This is a genomic window from Bacillus sp. iso_77 (assembly GCF_056173625.1).
The window spans coordinates 1,727,286-1,744,140 of record NZ_CM149683.1; the positions used below are offsets into that span (position 1 = coordinate 1,727,286).

Below are 16,855 nucleotides of genomic sequence, written 5' to 3' on the forward strand. Positions count from 1 at the left end.
CCCACGCGTCACAGAACTGCCAATATTTATAAGTCGTTTGGATGTCATCTATCTAGGTATCATTTCTCAATTATTATTATTTTCAGAAAATGTAGTGACGGAGAAAAATAAGTATGTTTAAGTATAAATAGAAGAATTTAAAATATCAATATAATATACATCAAGCGGAATGAACATTCATTCCTATTTAAACGAAAGGAGAGGATGAAATGCCCGCAGCAACTACTGATAAACAGGAGCAGATTATGAAGGCTTCTCTGGACTTATTTATTGAACGGGGTTTTGACGGTACAACGATGCCGATGATTTCGAAAAGAGCCAATGTTGGAGCAGGAACCATTTATCGTTATTTTGATAGTAAAGAGGCTCTTGTGAACATTTTATACCAGCGAAGCCTGATTGCATTTATCGACAAGGTGAATACAAACAGTCCAGACCCTAAAGCAAGTATCAGGGCTTATTTCAAACATGTCTTTTACTGCTTAGTGCTCTTTACAAAAGAGAATCCAAGTGGTCTGTACTTCTTAGAAATTGACAAACGCTCACACTATTTAGATGAGACAAGTAAAGAGAAGATGCAGCAGCTATTAAATGAGCTATTTCATATTTTTGAAGAAGGCAAAAAGGATGGAATTCATCCAAATCTTTCAGGGAGAACGATTTTATCCATTGTATTTGGAGCGTTCGTTCAGCTTCATAAACAGATTCTAGCAGAGGAAATTGAGCCAACGATTGAATTTTTAGAAGATATTGAGCAATGCTTATGGCGTGCCATTAGCGTTGCATCATAAAGAAATAAAGGGAGTGGGCACATGCAACAAACATCAATCATTCCAAAACCAAAAACATACGGACCTTTAAAAAATATTCCTCATATCAAAAAAGGAGAGCTTTCTCAAACCTTTTGGCGGCTGGCAGATGAATTAGGGCCGATCTTTCAGTTTGAATTTTCAAAAGCAACAAGTATTTTTGTTTCCAGCCATGAACTTGCCAAAGAAGTATTTGATGAGAGGCGTTTTGATAAATTCATTGGAAGCAGTCTCAATAAAGTGAGAACATTTTCAGGGGATGGGTTATTCACAAGTTGGACAGAAGAGCCGAATTGGAGAAAGGCTCATCACATCTTGATGCCGGCGTTTAGCCAGCAGGCCATGAAGGGCTATCATGAGATGATGCTCGATATTGCCACACAGCTTGTACAAAAATGGCAAAGAACGGGCCGTGATGAAGAAATTGAAGTAGCAGAGGATATGACAAAGCTCACTTTAGATACGATCGGGTTATGCGGTTTTGATTTTCGATTTAACAGCTTTTATAAAGAAAATCAACATCCATTTATTGAAAGCATGCTGAATGGCTTAAATGAAGCGATGGATCAAGCAAGTAGATTGCCGGTCGCAGATAAATTAATGATCAAAAGAAGAAGAGAATTTGAACAAGATGTTGAATTTATGAAGCAATTAGTAGATGACATTATTCAAGAACGGAAAAAACAAGATAAAACGGGCAATGATTTACTTTCTCTCATGCTACATGCAAAGGATCCTGAAACAGGTGAACGCCTGTCAGATGAAAATATCCGTTATCAAATCATTACCTTCTTAATAGCAGGTCATGAAACAACAAGTGGGTTGTTGTCATTTGCGATTTATTTTTTACTAAAGAATCCAGACAAATTAAAAAAAGCCGTACAAGAAGCAGACGACGTGCTGCAAGGCGGACTGCCGACATTTAAGCAGGTTCAAAAACTAAGTTATACGCGTATGGTCTTAAACGAAGCACTTCGCCTCTGGCCGACGGCGCCTACGTTCTCTCTTTATGCGAAAGAGGATACAGTCATTGGAGGGAAATATCCGATCAAAAAAAACCAAAGTGTCAGTGTGCTACTTCCTAAAATACATCGGGATCAAGCGGTTTGGGGGGAGGATGCAGAAGAATTCAAGCCTGAACGTTTTATGCATCCTGAAAAGATTCCACAGCATGCCTATAAACCGTTCGGAAATGGACAGCGTGCGTGTATTGGGATGCAATTTGCCCTTCATGAAGCCACGATGGTTCTGGCGATGGTTCTGCACAACCTTGAACTGATTGACCATACGTCGTATGAACTGGATTTAAAAGAATCTCTGACGATTAAGCCGAATGATTTTAAAATCAAAGTGCGGCCAAGAAAGCAGCAATTCTTTATGGCGCCTCCGAAAGAAGAACCAACAAAAAGCACGGCATCTGCTGAAGTGAAAATAGCGAGTCATGGAACACCGCTATTGGTCTTGTACGGATCAAATCTTGGCACAGCAAAGCAGATGGCAAACGAATTTGCTGAAGACGGGAAAGCAAAAGGGTTTGACGTGACAACGGCACCGCTTGATGATTATACTCGAAAGTTACCAGAGTCAGGCGCAGTTTTAATTGTAACGGCTTCATACAACGGTCATCCGCCTGATCATGCGAAACAGTTTGTGGATTGGGTGACGCAGGATGAGGAGCAAGATCTATCAAATGTGACATTTGCAGTCTTTGGGTGCGGGGATCGAAATTGGGCGAGCACGTATCAGCGTATTCCTCGTCTGATTGATGAAGCACTTGAAAGAAAAGGGGCGAAGCGTGTAACGGATATTGGTGAAGGCGATGCGGGCGGTGATATGGATGAAGATAAAGAAACATTCCAGAAGACAGTCTTCGATGAGCTTGCAAAAGAATTCAATTTAACCTTGCAGGAGAAACGCCAAGAAAAGCCAAACCTATCCATTGCATATACGAATGAGCTAGTGGAACGTCCTGTTGCTAAAACATATGGTGCCTTTTCAGCTGTTGTATTGAAAAATCAAGAATTACAATCTGAAAGAAGTACCCGCCAAACAAGGCATATCGAACTTCAGTTACCTGAAGGCAAGCACTATAAAGAAGGAGATCATATCGGAATCGTGCCAAAAAATAGTGCAACACTCGTTCAGCGAGTGACCGATCATTTCAAGCTGGATCCAGAGCAGCACATGATACTCTCTTCGGAAAAAGAAGCAAGTCATTTACCATTAAATCAGCCAATTCAAGTCGGAGAATTGCTGGCGTCACATGTAGAGCTGCAAGAGCCTGTGACACGTACTCAGCTAAGAGAACTTGCAAAATATACGGTATGCCCACCTCATCGTATTGAACTTGAACAAATGGCGGGAGAAATTTATCAAGAAGCTGTATTAAAGAAGCGTGTGACCATGCTTGATTTACTAGAACAATACGAAGCATGTGAACTGCCATTTGATCATTTTTTAGCCCTTTTACCAGGATTGAAGCCTCGTTATTACTCGATCTCCAGTTCGCCAAAGGTAGATGAAAAGAGGCTTAGTATCACAGTAGCTGTTGTGAAAGGAAAATCATGGAGCGGACGCGGTGAATACGCAGGCGTCGCATCAAACTATTTATGCGGACTGCAAGAAGGAGATGAAGTGGCCTGCTTCCTTCATGAAGCTCAAGCAGGATTCGAATTGCCGCCTTCTCCTGAAATACCAATGATCATGATTGGACCAGGAACAGGTATCGCCCCGTTTAGAGGGTTCATTCAGGCAAGGGAAGCATGGCAAAATGAAGGGAAGTCGTTAGGTGAAGCCCATCTTTATTTTGGCTGCCGCCACCCGCATGAAGATGATCTGTATTATGACGAAATGCAGCTTGCAGAACAAAAAGGAGTCGTCACCATCCACCGTGCTTACTCTCGCTACGAGGAGCAAAAAGTGTATGTCCAGCACTTCATTAAAAATGATGGAGCCAAGCTCATTGAATTGCTCGACAAAGGCGCCTACCTGTATATTTGCGGGGATGGAAAGGTCATGGCACCAGATGTCGAGGCAACACTTATTGAATTGTATCAGACTGAGAAACAGTGTGCGAAAGAAACAGCTGAACAATGGCTGACATCTTTAGCCAATGACAACAGATATGTAAAAGATGTATGGAGCTGATCATGTTGAAAAGAAGACAAAGGGCCTAAAATAAATCACATTTTAGCCCTTCGTCAACAATCTTGAAACCGCCAAAATGGCGGTTTTTCTTTTTTCATAGAGAGATCGCTAGAATAAATATTTGGAAGATACGAAACACCTAATTTACAAATGAAATATTTTGTAAAAAATAAGAATATTCTCTCATTTACTCCAATATGAAACAATCGTATCATTTTTGATATAGGACATAAAGGAGGAATATGATGAAAAAGGTGAAAAAATTAATCCCTTCACTACTCGTTTTTGGTGCTTTAAGTGTGCCTAGTTTTGCCCATGCAGCATCTGATTCAGTACTTACGTCTGATTATGACATGGTGACTTCTGACGGAAAGGTGATTTCTTCAGCTGACTTCCACAACGATATGAAAACCCCCTCATCCTTTGACAAAGTGGATGATCTCTCTTCTACTATTGGCGAAAAAGTAAAACCACTCACAAAATATTTAAAAGACTTTCAAACAAAAGTAGTCATTGGAGACGATGGTAGAACAAAAGTGACGAATACAAGAGTAGCACCCTACAACTCTATTGCTTATATTACATTTGGTGGGTCTAGCTGCACCGGAACACTCATTGCTCCAAACAAAATATTGACAAACGGACACTGCGTCTACAATACAGCCACAAGAAGCTATAGTGCAAAAGGGTCTGTCTACCCAGGCATGAATGACAGCACAGCCGTGAACGGCTCAGCAAACATGACCGAATTCTATGTACCAAGCGGATATATCAACACGGGGGCGAGTCAATATGATTTTGCCGTCATTAAAACAGATACGAACATTGGAAATACGGTCGGCTATCGCTCTATTCGTCAAGTGACAAATCTAACAGGTACAACGATTAAAATTTCTGGATATCCAGGTGATAAAATGAGATCGACTGGCAAAGTGTCACAATGGGAAATGTCAGGTCCAGTCACGAGAGAAGATACGAATCTCGCATACTATACGATCGATACATTTAGCGGAAACTCTGGCTCTGCGATGCTAGATCAGAACCAACAGATCGTCGGGGTCCATAATGCGGGTTATTCAAACGGAACGATCAACGGCGGACCAAAAGCGACTGCTGCCTTTGTTGAATTTATCAACTATGCGAAGGCGCAATAAAAATAGAACAATCAGCTTGTTTCCTTTACAGGGGACAGGCTTTTTTTATCGTCAAATGCAGAAAAGTTTCTTTTTTTGTTCATCACTATTTCATATTTACAAGCTATGCTGAATGAAATAAATGAAAAAGAAAGAAGAGATATGAGTGAAAAATAAAAAAATAGATATGATATTGTTGTTGATTTTATTGATTGCAGCTTTTCTCTACACTTATCAAATTTGGCAGAATGACAGTGCCAATCAATATTATTTAGCTGCAGTCAAAAGTATGTCCAAAAGCTTCCATCACTTTTTTTATGCCTCATTTGATGCGGCTGGATTCGTATCAATTGATAAACCACCCGTCGTTTTATGGATTCAAACCATCAGTGCACTTATTTTTGGCTTTCATACATGGAGTGTGATATTGCCGCAGGCACTTGCTGGAGTGGGGTCTGTTCTTCTTCTTTATCTCATGATAAAACCGGCTTTCGGTCAAGGTGCTGCAAGGGTGTCAGCGGCCGTTATGGCTCTCACGCCAATTGCCGCAGCTGTAAGCAGAACGAACAATATCGACAGTATGCTTGTCTTCACATTACTTGCGGGTACATATTTCTTGATGCGTGCTGTAAAAAGCGGAAAGATGCGCTGGCTTCTTATGGCCTTCGCTTTGGTAGCGGTAGGATTTAATATGAAGATGCTGCAAGCGTTTATGGTCGTTCCAGCATTTATTTTCTACTATTTTATTGCTGCTCGCGTACCGTTAAAAAAGAAAATTTTCTCTCTCTTATGCTCGATCGTCGTATTAGTCTGCTTATCTCTATCGTGGGCAGTTGCTGTAGATATGACAGCTGAAAGTGAGCGCCCTTATGTGGGAAGCAGCCAAACAAATTCAGTGTTAAAACTTGCCTTTGGTTATAACGGCACGGAACGGCTGCTTGGTCAGACGACAGGGAAATCCTTTGGTGACATGAATCAGCAAGCAGGTATGGTGATGCCAGACAATTCTGGATTAGGGAATTCGTCAGAGGATCAGTCAAACAGAAATCAGCCGCCTCCATCCCAAAATCAAATGATGCCACCTCAACATGGTTCAGGTAGTGGTTCTCCGCCTGGAAGTGCTGTAGGTCAACAAAGTATGAATATGTATGGCACTGGGAATCCCGGTATATTTCGTTTATTTCAATCTGCATTGTCAGGTCAAATCAGTTGGATGCTGCCGTTTGCTTTGTTTGGGCTTTTAGGGATGATCATCAGCTGGTGGAATGAGAGAAAAGCACAATTAAATGAATGGAAACAAACGATGTTTTGGACAGCATGGCTGATTCCTGCTGCCGGATTCTTTAGTATTGCGGGTTTCTTTCACCATTACTATCTCATTATGCTTGCCCCGCCTATTGCAGCACTATGCGGCATAGGAGCTAAGAAGATGGGAGAGTTATTTAAGGCAAACAAAGGAGTATCTGCGTATTTGCTTCCAGCAGCAATCGCTGTTACAGCCATCTTCCAAGGGTATATTTTGAGTAACTATACGACTCAAATCAGTAGTATTTGGATGTATGCCATTGCCATTGCGGGAACAAGTATCGCTATCCTATTGCTGATGTACAGAGAAAAACAATTGATCATGAAACGACTGCTCATCACTGCTTTGACAACGCTGTTACTGTTTCCAGGTTTTTGGTCCGCCACCCCAATCATATATGGTGGAAATGCTGTTCTTCCAGAGGCAGGTGTACAGCTGGCTAGTTCACGAGGTGGGAACATGTTTACATCTAGTGTCGATCAAGGCTTACTCACTTATTTAAAGGCTCATCAAACAGGTGAAACGTATTTATTTGCAACGCTTACGACTGTTACCGCAGCGCCATATATCATTGACGAAGATGAGAATGTCATGGCTTTAGGCGGTTTTAATGGGACAGATCCTATTTTGAATGTCAACAAATTAAAAGCACTTATTCAACAAGGAAAGGTGAAATACTTTTTATTACCAGACAATCAGTCATCAGCTAACAGCAAATTGGTTAGCTGGATTAAATCACATGGTACAGTCATCTCATCTGAAGAATATAAACGATCCACATCAGCTGAAGAGGGGATGCCATCCGAGATGTCTTCACAAAACGAAACATTATATAGAGTAGATGAAATATCTTAAGTAGAACAAGGCGAATGATGAAGAGATCATTCGTTTTTTCTTATGGATCAGTATCCAGGAAGATTCAGCTCATGTTTTTCACATGTCATCACTCAGCCACTCATACATTAAAAATGACTCATTCCCTTCAAGTCAACATCATTTCATCAAAAGTATGAGGAGGTCACGAGCTTTTGAAGATGAGAAAAGGCTGGATCGCTGCTGTCGTTCTTTGTTTTGTCATTTGGATGGGTGCGTTATTAGGTGGTTTTGGAGAGGATCGTTCCGCAAAAGGAGCAGATCGTTATGATCATGTGATTCAATTTCCTAAGGAACGGTATCCTGAAACAGGCAGTCATATTCAAGAAGCTATTCGAAAAGGGCACTCAGACGTGTGTACCATTGACCGAAATGGGGCAGATGCCCGCAGGCAAGAATCATTAAAAGGAATTCCCACAAAACCTGGTTTTGACCGGGATGAATGGCCGATGGCGGTGTGTCTTGAAGGAGGAAAGGGGGCAAGCGTTCAATATGTCAGTCCATCAGATAATAGAGGCGCTGGTTCATGGGTCGGGCATCAAATCAGCGGGTATCCTGACGGGAAACGAATTTTATTTATTGTCAAATAAACATAGACAAGAGGCTCCTTGAGAGGGGGCTCTTTTTGTTCAACAGGAGCGTATTCGAGCTAGCAGGTACAAAAGATTCAATGGTACAATCAATCCATCAGGTACAAAGACTGACAAGTAGAAAATGTGAAGGGACATATGCTTATGGAAAAGAACCGTGCATTATACGATTTTTTCATGCAACATGCAGAGAAACTGACTGAAACATGGTATGAATCAATTGAGGATGATGATCCAGAATCCATTTATCGTTCAACAGATTCCAGCATCATAGCAGAGCTTAAACGGCAAAATCAAGATTATTATCAGCATTTTATCCGCGCACTTATTGAAGACAAGACGTATTTACATACGAAATTTAAAAAATGGTCTGAAGACTTAGCAAGTGATCCGAAGCACTTGAACACACCATTAGATTACGTCGTGAGAGAATATATGTCCAATCAAAGAGTGGTTCTTCATTACTTAAAAGAGTTTATAAAACAGCATCAAGGTGATATTGACATTGATCGAATATTTTATTGGTATGATTTGATATCTGAGGCATTTAACATTTCAATTCATGTCTTTATTCAGCAATATGTGAAAAATACCACCAAAAAACTCGTTGCACAAAGAGACATGATTTATGAGCTGAGTTCTCCAGTCATTGTGTTAAAAAGTCATGTTGCCTTATTGCCTTTAGTTGGAGATATTGACACTGCGCGAGCAAAGATTATCTTAGAAAATACATTAAAACAGTGTTCGCAAAAAGGTGTTCAACATTTATGTATTGATTTATCAGGTGTCGTCATCATTGATACGATGGTAGCACATCAAATCTTTGATCTTGTCACGTCACTTCGGTTAATTGGGGTTGATACGACCATTTCAGGGATTAGACCAGAAATTGCTCAAACGGCTGTACAGCTTGGACTTCCTTTTAATGAATTTCAAACGGCTTCATCACTTGCTCACGCTTTAGATCGTATGACTGAATTTTCATCCATATAAAAACCAGGCCTAGTAAACGGCCTGGTTTTTATTTAGATCACAGCGTCAATTTTTGTTACTTTCCACTCGTTTTGTACTTTCTCGAAAGTGACAGTACGTTTTACTTTGCGTCCATCAAGTGTTGGAACTGTGAATTCGTATGTGCGGATTGTACTTTTCTTAGAGACGAGTTTAGGTGTTGCCTTATCCCAATTAAGCATATTGTCTCCGTCACCAACTGGCACAGCCATTTTTCCTTTATGAACGATGAACTGATAGTCTTTTAAACCGTGAGTAATGGCATCTTTTGTGAAAACTTGAGATAGATAGCTGTTTAGTTTTTTCTTTGTATCAAATGTTTTAGACAGGTAGTTGTAAGTCATATCTTTATAAGTAAATGATTTTAATTTGTAATCTGAATGCTCTTTAATGTTGTAGCCTGACATCGCACTCCAAAAGTGTTCTCTTGCATCAAGGGCAATATGTAACGCTTCTTTATTTGTCAAAGCGGCTGATTTTTTGGAAGCGGCCAGTGTTGTTGTTTGTAATGAGATCATAAGCATAATAGCGGTTAATAAAACAAATAATTTTTTCAAGGCGATTGCCTCCTTTTCTCAATGAAAACTTCTTATGTTACAAATGTTACAATAGTTACAGAGATATTACAAGTATTAAATCTAAATGTTTTTTATTTCTTTTCTTTCTATCTATATAACGTTTGAGGGAGACAAAAAGTTTTCATTTTTTTATTTTTTTCTTCCTCATTAGTATTTAACCGTTCTAAAGAAGAATAAAACGTCTTTTGGAAAGATTTCTATTTGTCTCCTCAACACTCTTTTTTTATGTATGACATATACTGTCGTGATGAATGTCTAAGAAAGTGGTGTTTAGTATGTATAATCCATATGAAGGTACGTGGAATGGGTACTTGTACGATCGGCAGGTACAAAGCATGCCGGCGTTTCCTATTTCTCAAGTTGGAGGATTTCCCGGTTTGCCATTCGGAGGGACTGGGCAAGGTGCAGGAGGACAATCGGTCCCGCCAGCCCCGCCGCAGCATATCATCTCGCAATATCAACAAGCAGTCTCTCAGCCTCAAAGTATGCAGCCGCTCATTGCGGGGCAGAGTGTAGGCGGAAGCCAGCAAACGGTTCAATTTGCAGCTGGATGTAATAGAAGGTGGACCATTGTGTTCCTTAGAAACGGTCAAGTATTTCTCATGTATGTTCTTTCCTCGCAGCCTTTTGGCCGTACAACGGGTTTCATATGGCCGAACTTTACATTTGGCTCGTTCCCAAGCTCCAGTATTCTTGCATATTCTTGTTCATAAAAGAAAAAGCCGGCTCTCATCAGCAATTGATGAAATACCGGCTTTTTTTAATGAATATTTCTAAATACGCCAATCACTTTACCTAGTATACTCACATTCTGTAAAATAATCGGTTCCATTGATGGATTCTCGGGCTGTAATCTAAAGTGTGTATCTTCCTTATAAAAACGTTTCACTGTTGCTTCATCTTCTTCTGTCATAGCCACCACAATATCTCCATTGTTGGCAGTGCTTTGCTGACGCACAATGACGTAGTCTTTGTCCAAAATACCTGCATCAATCATACTTTCTCCCATAATTTCAAGCATAAATACTTGTTCATCTGGCGCTGCAAAAGTTTCTGGAAGTGGGAAATATTCTTCTACATTCTCAACAGCCGTGATAGGCAAGCCTGCTGTGACTTTTCCGATGACTGGAACATTCATTACAGCGCTTTTTGGAATATTCATTTCCTCTTCATCTAGTACTTCGATCGCTCTAGGTTTCGTTGGGTCTCTTCTAATTAAACCTTTCGTTTCTAGTCTAGCTAAATGTCCATGGACAGTTGAGCTGGATGCTAGACCGACAGCTTCGCCAATTTCACGAACGGATGGGGGATAACCCTTGCTTTTTACTTCTTCTTTTATGAATTTCAGGATATCGAGTTGTCTTTTTGATAGCTTCGTCATCTTTTGCACCTCAAAACGTCAATTTTAAAGAAATTATAGCATGTTTTTCCTAACAGTACAAACATAGGTTCGAAAAAAACGTTTGACAGAAACGTTTGTTCGTATTTATAATGAGTGTCAGAAAGAACGAACACACATTCTATTAGGAGAGATGACATTATGAGGTTAAAGGAATCTATTATTTTTATTGGGCTATTCTCATTCATCGTTGGCATATTTCTCTCACTTATTGCAGTCACTAGCCATAATGATCCAAATCAATATGTTAAAATAGAGGTTCAATCAGGTGATACTCTTTGGGGATTAGCTGATCAAGTAAACGACAGTAAATCAATCGATAAAAATGCTTTTATTGACTGGGTAACTGAACACAATGATCTCGCTTCAACTGACATCCAGCCGGGAGATATCCTTGTGATTCCAGTTAAAAAAGAGCATCCAGTCGTATATCAACTTGCAACAGTACAGTAGAAAGGTCGATTGAAGACATGAATGCAATCATTTATGCGAGAGTAAGTACTGCCAAAGAAGAGCAAGAAACCTCGCTTAAAAGACAAGAAGAAGAACTGCTTGCTTTAGCTGCAGCGCACAAGATGAATGTAGTCAAAGTGATTAAAGAAAAAGCGAGTGGATACGATCTTGATCGTGACGGTGTTTTTGACATGCTGGCTGCGCTGAAAGAGGAAGAAATCGATGCTGTTCTCATTCAAGATGAGACACGCCTTGGAAGAGGGCAGGCGAAAATCGCTCTTCTTCATTGTCTGTTTAAAGAAAAAGTCAAGGTGTACAGCGTATTTCATAGAGGAGAGCTTGAGCTTTCAGAAGCAGACGAGATGGTCATTGAGATTGTAGGCGTTGTAGAAGAGTATCAGCGGAAAATTCATAATTTGAAAATTAAGCGTGGGATGAAAAAAGCTGTTGAGCGAGGGTATCAACCCGAACTAAATTTAAAACACCAAGAACAGGCGCCTGGCCGCGAACGTATTGAAGTACCGATTTCTGAAATTGTTCGATTAAGAAAAAACAACATGACATTCGCTGAAATTGCAGTGACATTGCAGGCACTTGGTTTTGACATTTCAAAAGCAACCGTCCATAGAAGGTACCAAGAATATGAAAAAGGGCTTGCGACTTAAAGCGTGATTTGTTGTAAAAATGACTGATATTTAGTAGTATGTAGAGAAAATGTTTTAAAGGAGTTTGTCATGATTTCTAAAGAACAGCTTGCAAGAATCAATGAGCTTTCAAAAAAGTCGAAAGAGGCCGGTTTGTCGGACGCTGAGAAAACAGAACAGAAGCAATTAAGAGAGGAATATTTAAAGGCTTTTCGTTCTTCTATGAAAAATACACTTAAAACCGTGAAAATCGTCGATCCAGAAGGAAACGATGTCACACCAGAAAAATTAAAAAGAGAAAGAGACCAGAATCTTCATTAAAGGTCATCATTTCTTTATTTTTGAAAAGATGGGAGGAATATTCTCATCTTTTTTCATATTTGCATAAGTTTTTAGGTGATCGATAAACTAAATGTGACAAAATCCTTCTTTTTCGGCGTGAAATAGTTGTGAAAAAAGGACAGTAGATTTATGATAATGGTGTACACAAGATACGGAAGGGGATTTATATGGAAACGATTGAATTGAAATCTATTGCAACAATACGTACTCTCTCCATAGACGCAATTGAAAAAGCGAATTCCGGTCACCCTGGAATGCCGATGGGCGCTGCACCAATGGCATACGCTTTATGGACGAATCACTTAAACGTAAGTCCGCAAAATCCAAATTGGTTTAACAGAGACCGTTTTGTGTTATCTGCGGGACATGGCTCTATGCTTTTATATAGCATGCTTCATTTAAGCGGATACAATCTGAGCATCGAAGATTTAAAACAATTCCGCCAATGGGGAAGCAAAACACCTGGACATCCTGAGTTTGGACATACAGAGGGCGTAGATGCGACAACAGGTCCTTTAGGACAAGGGATTGCGATGGCTGTAGGAATGGCACTTGCAGAAAGACATCTTGCAGAAACGTATAACAAAGATCACTTTAATGTTGTGGATCACTATACATACAGCATTTGCGGAGATGGAGACTTAATGGAGGGCATTTCCTCTGAAGCTGCTTCACTTGCTGGTCATTTAGGCTTAGGCCGTTTAATTGTTCTTTATGATTCAAACGACATTTCTTTAGATGGCGACCTCGATCGTTCTTTCTCTGAAAATGTGAAGAATCGTTTTGAAGCGATGAATTGGGAAGTTCTTTATGTAAAAGATGGCAATAACATTGACGAAGTGACGGCTGCCATTGAAAAAGCCAAACAAAGTACAGACAAACCTACACTTATTGAAGTGAAGACGACGATCGGTTTCGGATCTCCAAACCGTGCGGGAACGTCTGGGGTGCACGGTGCACCGCTTGGCAGTGAGGAAGCGAAGCTAACGAAGGAAGCTTATTCTTGGACGTTTGAAGAAGATTTCCATGTACCTTCTGAAGTGTACGATCATTTCAAAACAGCTGTTAAAGACGCTGGACAGAAAAAAGAAGCAGCGTGGAATGAACTGTTTGAGCAATATGAAAAAGAATATCCAGAACTAGCAGCTCAGCTGAAGCTTGCGATTGAAGGAAAACTTCCTGAGAATTGGGATCAAGAGGTTCCTGTTTATGAAGCAGGTTCAAGCCTTGCCTCTCGTGCCTCTTCTGGAGAAGTATTAAATGGCATTGCTAAACAAGTACCATTCTTTATTGGCGGGTCTGCTGACCTTGCTGGATCAAATAAAACAACAATCAAAGATACAACTGACTTTGGCAGAGAGAATTACGCTGGCAGAAACATTTGGTTTGGTGTGAGAGAATTCGCAATGGGTGCAGCATTAAACGGTATGGCACTTCACGGCGGACTTCGTGTATTCGGCGGAACATTCTTTGTTTTCTCTGACTACTTAAGACCTGCCATTCGTCTTGCTGCATTAATGGGACTTCCTGTCACTTATGTATTTACGCATGACAGCATTGCGGTTGGGGAAGATGGACCAACGCATGAGCCAGTTGAACAGCTCGCTTCATTACGTGCGATGCCTAACCTTTCTGTTATTCGTCCAGCTGATGGAAACGAAACAGCTGCAGCATGGAAAATTGCTGTATCTTCAACGAATAAACCGACAGCGCTTGTTCTTACTCGTCAAAACCTTCCAACGATTGATCAATCACCAGAGAAGGCGTATGAAGGCGTAGAAAAAGGTGGATATGTCGTCGTTGAAGCAGCTGATGCACAGCCAGAAGCTCTTCTACTTGCTTCAGGATCTGAAGTAGGTTTAGCCATTGAAGCGCAAAAAGCACTTGAAAAAGAAGGCATTCGCGTTTCTGTCGTGAGCTTACCTGCATGGGATCGCTTTGATGAGCAGTCAGACGAATACAAAGAGTCCGTTCTTCCTAAAGCAGTGAGAGCACGTGTTGCAATCGAAATGGGTGCTTCACTTGGCTGGGAACGTTACACTGGCCTTGATGGCGATGTGATTGCGATTGATAAATTTGGCGCTTCTGCACCAGGCGAAACCATTATTGAAAAATACGGTTTCACTGTCAGCAACGTGGTGAGCCGCGTAAAAGCAAAGCTGAATAAATAATCAGTCTCCAAGCATCATGCTTTTTTGCAGTCGGTTTGCAGAGCTTTTCACTATGCTCTGCAAACTTTTTTCTTTTTTCTTGTTTTTTTGACAAAACTAGTTTCTTCTTGCTTCATATATAGACAATTCTTTCTTTCACATTTTTGTATAATACAAGCAATAAGCGAGATTGACGAAATGTGAAAGGAAGGGATAGACATGGAACGCCATTATTATATTTATTGGATTGAGGATGAGTTTGCTCATCATTATTTTGGTAGAGAATCTATTTTGTTTCATTTGTTTGAATCGTTACACTGGACGAACCGCAGTGATGACGAATTAGTCATGCTTGTTAAGCAAGTGGATTATGTAACGAAACGAATCCCTGCTTTTCATATGCACCAGCGTTTAATGAACAATTTAACCAATATTCACTATACACAAATAGGCTCAATATACAGTGCATCGCTACCAGATGGAAAAGGCACAGCCGCATTCATTATAAAAGACCGTTACATTCAAATGTCTGCCACAGGCAGTTATGAGGCAGAAGCGGTGTTTTTTGAAGTACTCAGAAAAATTAGTCCTTGTTTCCTGGCTATGGACTTTGGATCAAAGAAGCACGGTTGGCTCAATCCGGTAAAAGTGAGGAATTTTGTTTAAAAAAATAAAATTGAACGTGAAATGTTGTATAATAGCCTTTTGTTTAGTACACTTTATACGAGACAACATGAAGGAGGAAGAATTATGGATTTATGGGTTGTCATCCTTGTAGGCGTTGTTGCACTGCTTGCAGGAGTTGCACTCGGATTCTTTATTGCTCGTAAGTATATGATGAGCTACTTGAAAAAGAATCCACCAATTAATGAACAAATGCTTCGAATGATGATGATGCAAATGGGCATGAAACCGTCCCAAAAGAAAATCAATCAAATGATGAAAGCCATGAACAACCAAGCGAAATAATACGTACGTTATTATGATCATAGATGGAACATGGTCCCTAAAGATTGGACAAGCGATGTCCTTTCTTTATTGAAGTCACCTTCATCAGACGCATAAAACCACTGTACTTGCATGAATAAAGCAGGGAAAGTGGTTTTTATTTTGCCGTGAACCGTTTGTTAAAGACAAAACAAAAAACCCCTGTGAGCAGAGGTTTTCGTTTCTTTTATTGTCACACATATCAACTTTTCTAAAATCGTGCGGCATTTGTTTCTATCTTGAGATATCATTAGTTGGCTGAGTTTGAGTGTAAGTGTCGTTGATATTGTAAGAGGAGATGATCTAGCTGCTGGCTATGTTCGATGGTCACTGTTGACGTCATCCCATTATGCAAGACAACTTTCATCAACTCTTCTCTTTTTTCTTCAATTTGAGTTAATAATGATGTTTTTACCAAAGTCATGTTCCTTTCATGCAAATCTTGATAAAAAGAATCGGTTCTATTATATCCATTTTAAGGTTTATTTTCAAATTTAAAGGGTTTGGTATCTTGATGTCAAATTAAATTATATAAGGTTTTAAGAGATTAGACCATCTTTATTGAGATGATGTAAAAAAAATGAAATGAATTTGTCATCTCTTATTGTATATTGTAAGAAGGGGGTGTTCTTTTGTCAGATTTGAATTACTTTTTAGCGTTTGGAGCAGGGTTTCTTTCTTTTATCTCACCGTGCTGTCTGCCACTTTATCCAGCCTTTTTATCCTATATTACGGGCGTTAGTATAGATGAAGTGAAATCTGAGAAGGTGATGCTGAGAAGGAGAAGTCTTCTTCATACATTATTCTTTTTAATTGGGTTCTCTCTCATTTTTATTGCTATTGGATTTGGGACATCGTTTGTTGGGAAGTTTTTCATTGAATATCAAGATGCGATTCGTCAAATTGGTGCCATTCTCATTATTTTCTTTGGCTTTATGATTCTTGGTGTATTTCAGCCTTCTTTTTTAATGGGAGAAAAGAGGTTGCAGTTTAAAAATCGTCCAGCCGGTTTTTTTGGATCGATTCTCATCGGAATGGGTTTTGCTGCTGGTTGGACACCATGTACCGGCCCGATTTTATCAGCTGTCATCACACTTGCCAGCAACAAGCCAGAGTCCGCTGTGACCTACATGATTGCGTATGTATTAGGTTTTGCTATCCCATTTTTTGTTCTTTCCTTTTTCATCACAAAAATGGCTTGGATCAGAAAGCGTCAACAGCTCATCATGAAAACTGGCGGGATTATTATGATCGTAGTAGGGATCTTGCTGTTCTTTGATCTTCTGACATGGATCATTATTATGTTCTCATCATTATTTGGAGGATTTACTGGTTTTTGAAATCGTTTTCTACAGTCGCGGCGAATGGTTTTTTTTCATCAATTGGAGTATATTATACATAGGCTGACCTTAAAGAATAAAGGAATGATTTGA

The 16,855-nt window shown here is 39.9% G+C and carries 17 protein-coding genes; 14 read left to right on the top strand and 3 right to left on the bottom strand.

Features of this window, described 5'->3' with window-relative positions; translation table 11 throughout:
* Positions 1-209 precede the first annotated feature (209 nt).
* The 6 genes from AC0VYC_RS08730 to AC0VYC_RS08755 all read left to right on the top strand — a co-directional run bounded on the left by AC0VYC_RS08730 (position 210) and on the right by AC0VYC_RS08755 (position 8,851).
* Positions 210-791: a TetR/AcrR family transcriptional regulator gene (locus AC0VYC_RS08730; RefSeq protein ID WP_058213736.1), complete on the top strand. Its 582-nt coding sequence runs from the start codon at positions 210-212 to the stop codon at positions 789-791.
* A 21-nt stretch (positions 792-812) separates the two neighbouring features.
* Positions 813-3,956 carry a bifunctional cytochrome P450/NADPH--P450 reductase gene (locus AC0VYC_RS08735; protein WP_427243650.1) on the top strand — a complete coding sequence of 1,048 codons (3,144 nt, stop codon included), beginning with the start codon at positions 813-815 and terminating at the stop codon, positions 3,954-3,956.
* 245 nt (positions 3,957-4,201) lie between these two features.
* Complete coding sequence (locus AC0VYC_RS08740; protein ID WP_008343827.1) at positions 4,202-5,110, top strand: trypsin-like serine peptidase; 909 nt, start codon at positions 4,202-4,204, stop codon at positions 5,108-5,110.
* 145 nt (positions 5,111-5,255) lie between these two features.
* Positions 5,256-7,250 (top strand): glycosyltransferase family 39 protein, encoded by a 1,995-nt coding sequence (locus AC0VYC_RS08745; RefSeq protein WP_475389929.1) that lies wholly within the window; start codon positions 5,256-5,258, stop codon positions 7,248-7,250.
* A 227-nt stretch (positions 7,251-7,477) separates the two neighbouring features.
* Positions 7,478-7,858 carry a NucA/NucB deoxyribonuclease domain-containing protein gene (locus AC0VYC_RS08750; protein WP_224559893.1) on the top strand — a complete coding sequence of 127 codons (381 nt, stop codon included), beginning with the start codon at positions 7,478-7,480 and terminating at the stop codon, positions 7,856-7,858.
* Positions 7,859-8,002: 144 nt separating this feature from the next.
* A complete protein-coding gene (locus AC0VYC_RS08755) occupies positions 8,003-8,851 on the top strand; it encodes an STAS domain-containing protein (RefSeq protein ID WP_017359585.1) in 849 nt (282 codons plus the stop codon).
* A gap of 32 nt (positions 8,852-8,883) precedes the next feature.
* Here AC0VYC_RS08755 and AC0VYC_RS08760 read toward each other — a convergent pair whose 3' ends face one another.
* Positions 8,884-9,426 carry an IseA DL-endopeptidase inhibitor family protein gene (locus AC0VYC_RS08760; protein WP_017359584.1) on the bottom strand — a complete coding sequence of 181 codons (543 nt, stop codon included), beginning with the start codon at positions 9,424-9,426 and terminating at the stop codon, positions 8,884-8,886.
* Between the two features lie 296 nt (positions 9,427-9,722).
* Between AC0VYC_RS08760 and AC0VYC_RS08765 the strand changes: the two genes are divergently transcribed.
* Complete coding sequence (locus AC0VYC_RS08765; RefSeq protein WP_057079489.1) at positions 9,723-10,160, top strand: hypothetical protein; 438 nt, start codon at positions 9,723-9,725, stop codon at positions 10,158-10,160.
* Between the two features lie 47 nt (positions 10,161-10,207).
* Here the strand turns inward: AC0VYC_RS08765 and lexA are convergent, their stop codons facing one another.
* The gene (gene lexA / locus AC0VYC_RS08770) at positions 10,208-10,828 is read right to left on the bottom strand and encodes a transcriptional repressor LexA (protein ID WP_007499350.1); all 621 of its coding nucleotides are present in this window, start codon (positions 10,826-10,828) and stop codon (positions 10,208-10,210) included.
* Between the two features lie 159 nt (positions 10,829-10,987).
* Between lexA and yneA the strand changes: the two genes are divergently transcribed.
* The 6 genes from yneA to AC0VYC_RS08800 all read left to right on the top strand — a co-directional run bounded on the left by yneA (position 10,988) and on the right by AC0VYC_RS08800 (position 15,404).
* Positions 10,988-11,299 carry a cell division suppressor protein YneA gene (gene yneA / locus AC0VYC_RS08775; protein ID WP_007499348.1) on the top strand — a complete coding sequence of 104 codons (312 nt, stop codon included), beginning with the start codon at positions 10,988-10,990 and terminating at the stop codon, positions 11,297-11,299.
* 17 nt (positions 11,300-11,316) lie between these two features.
* Entirely contained in the window at positions 11,317-11,964 is a 648-nt protein-coding gene (locus AC0VYC_RS08780; protein WP_017359583.1) for a YneB family resolvase-like protein, read from the top strand.
* A 69-nt stretch (positions 11,965-12,033) separates the two neighbouring features.
* Positions 12,034-12,264, top strand: coding sequence for a DUF896 domain-containing protein (locus AC0VYC_RS08785; RefSeq protein ID WP_008343816.1), 231 nt, complete (start codon positions 12,034-12,036; stop codon positions 12,262-12,264).
* A gap of 188 nt (positions 12,265-12,452) precedes the next feature.
* Complete coding sequence (gene tkt, locus AC0VYC_RS08790; protein ID WP_144678735.1) at positions 12,453-14,456, top strand: transketolase; 2,004 nt, start codon at positions 12,453-12,455, stop codon at positions 14,454-14,456.
* 198 nt (positions 14,457-14,654) lie between these two features.
* A complete protein-coding gene (sirA, locus tag AC0VYC_RS08795; protein ID WP_007499339.1) occupies positions 14,655-15,101 on the top strand; it encodes a sporulation inhibitor of replication protein SirA in 447 nt (148 codons plus the stop codon).
* Positions 15,102-15,185: 84 nt separating this feature from the next.
* Positions 15,186-15,404, top strand: a complete 219-nt coding sequence (locus AC0VYC_RS08800; RefSeq protein WP_003212379.1) for a YneF family protein — start codon at positions 15,186-15,188, stop codon at positions 15,402-15,404.
* Positions 15,405-15,672: 268 nt separating this feature from the next.
* On the opposite strand, the gene AC0VYC_RS08805 is transcribed toward AC0VYC_RS08800, so the two are convergent.
* A complete protein-coding gene (locus tag AC0VYC_RS08805) occupies positions 15,673-15,846 on the bottom strand; it encodes an aspartyl-phosphate phosphatase Spo0E family protein (RefSeq protein ID WP_369810454.1) in 174 nt (57 codons plus the stop codon).
* Between the two features lie 208 nt (positions 15,847-16,054).
* On the opposite strand from AC0VYC_RS08805, the gene AC0VYC_RS08810 reads away from it, so the two are divergent.
* Positions 16,055-16,762, top strand: coding sequence for a cytochrome c biogenesis CcdA family protein (locus tag AC0VYC_RS08810; protein ID WP_008343813.1), 708 nt, complete (start codon positions 16,055-16,057; stop codon positions 16,760-16,762).
* Positions 16,763-16,855: the final 93 nt, after the last annotated feature.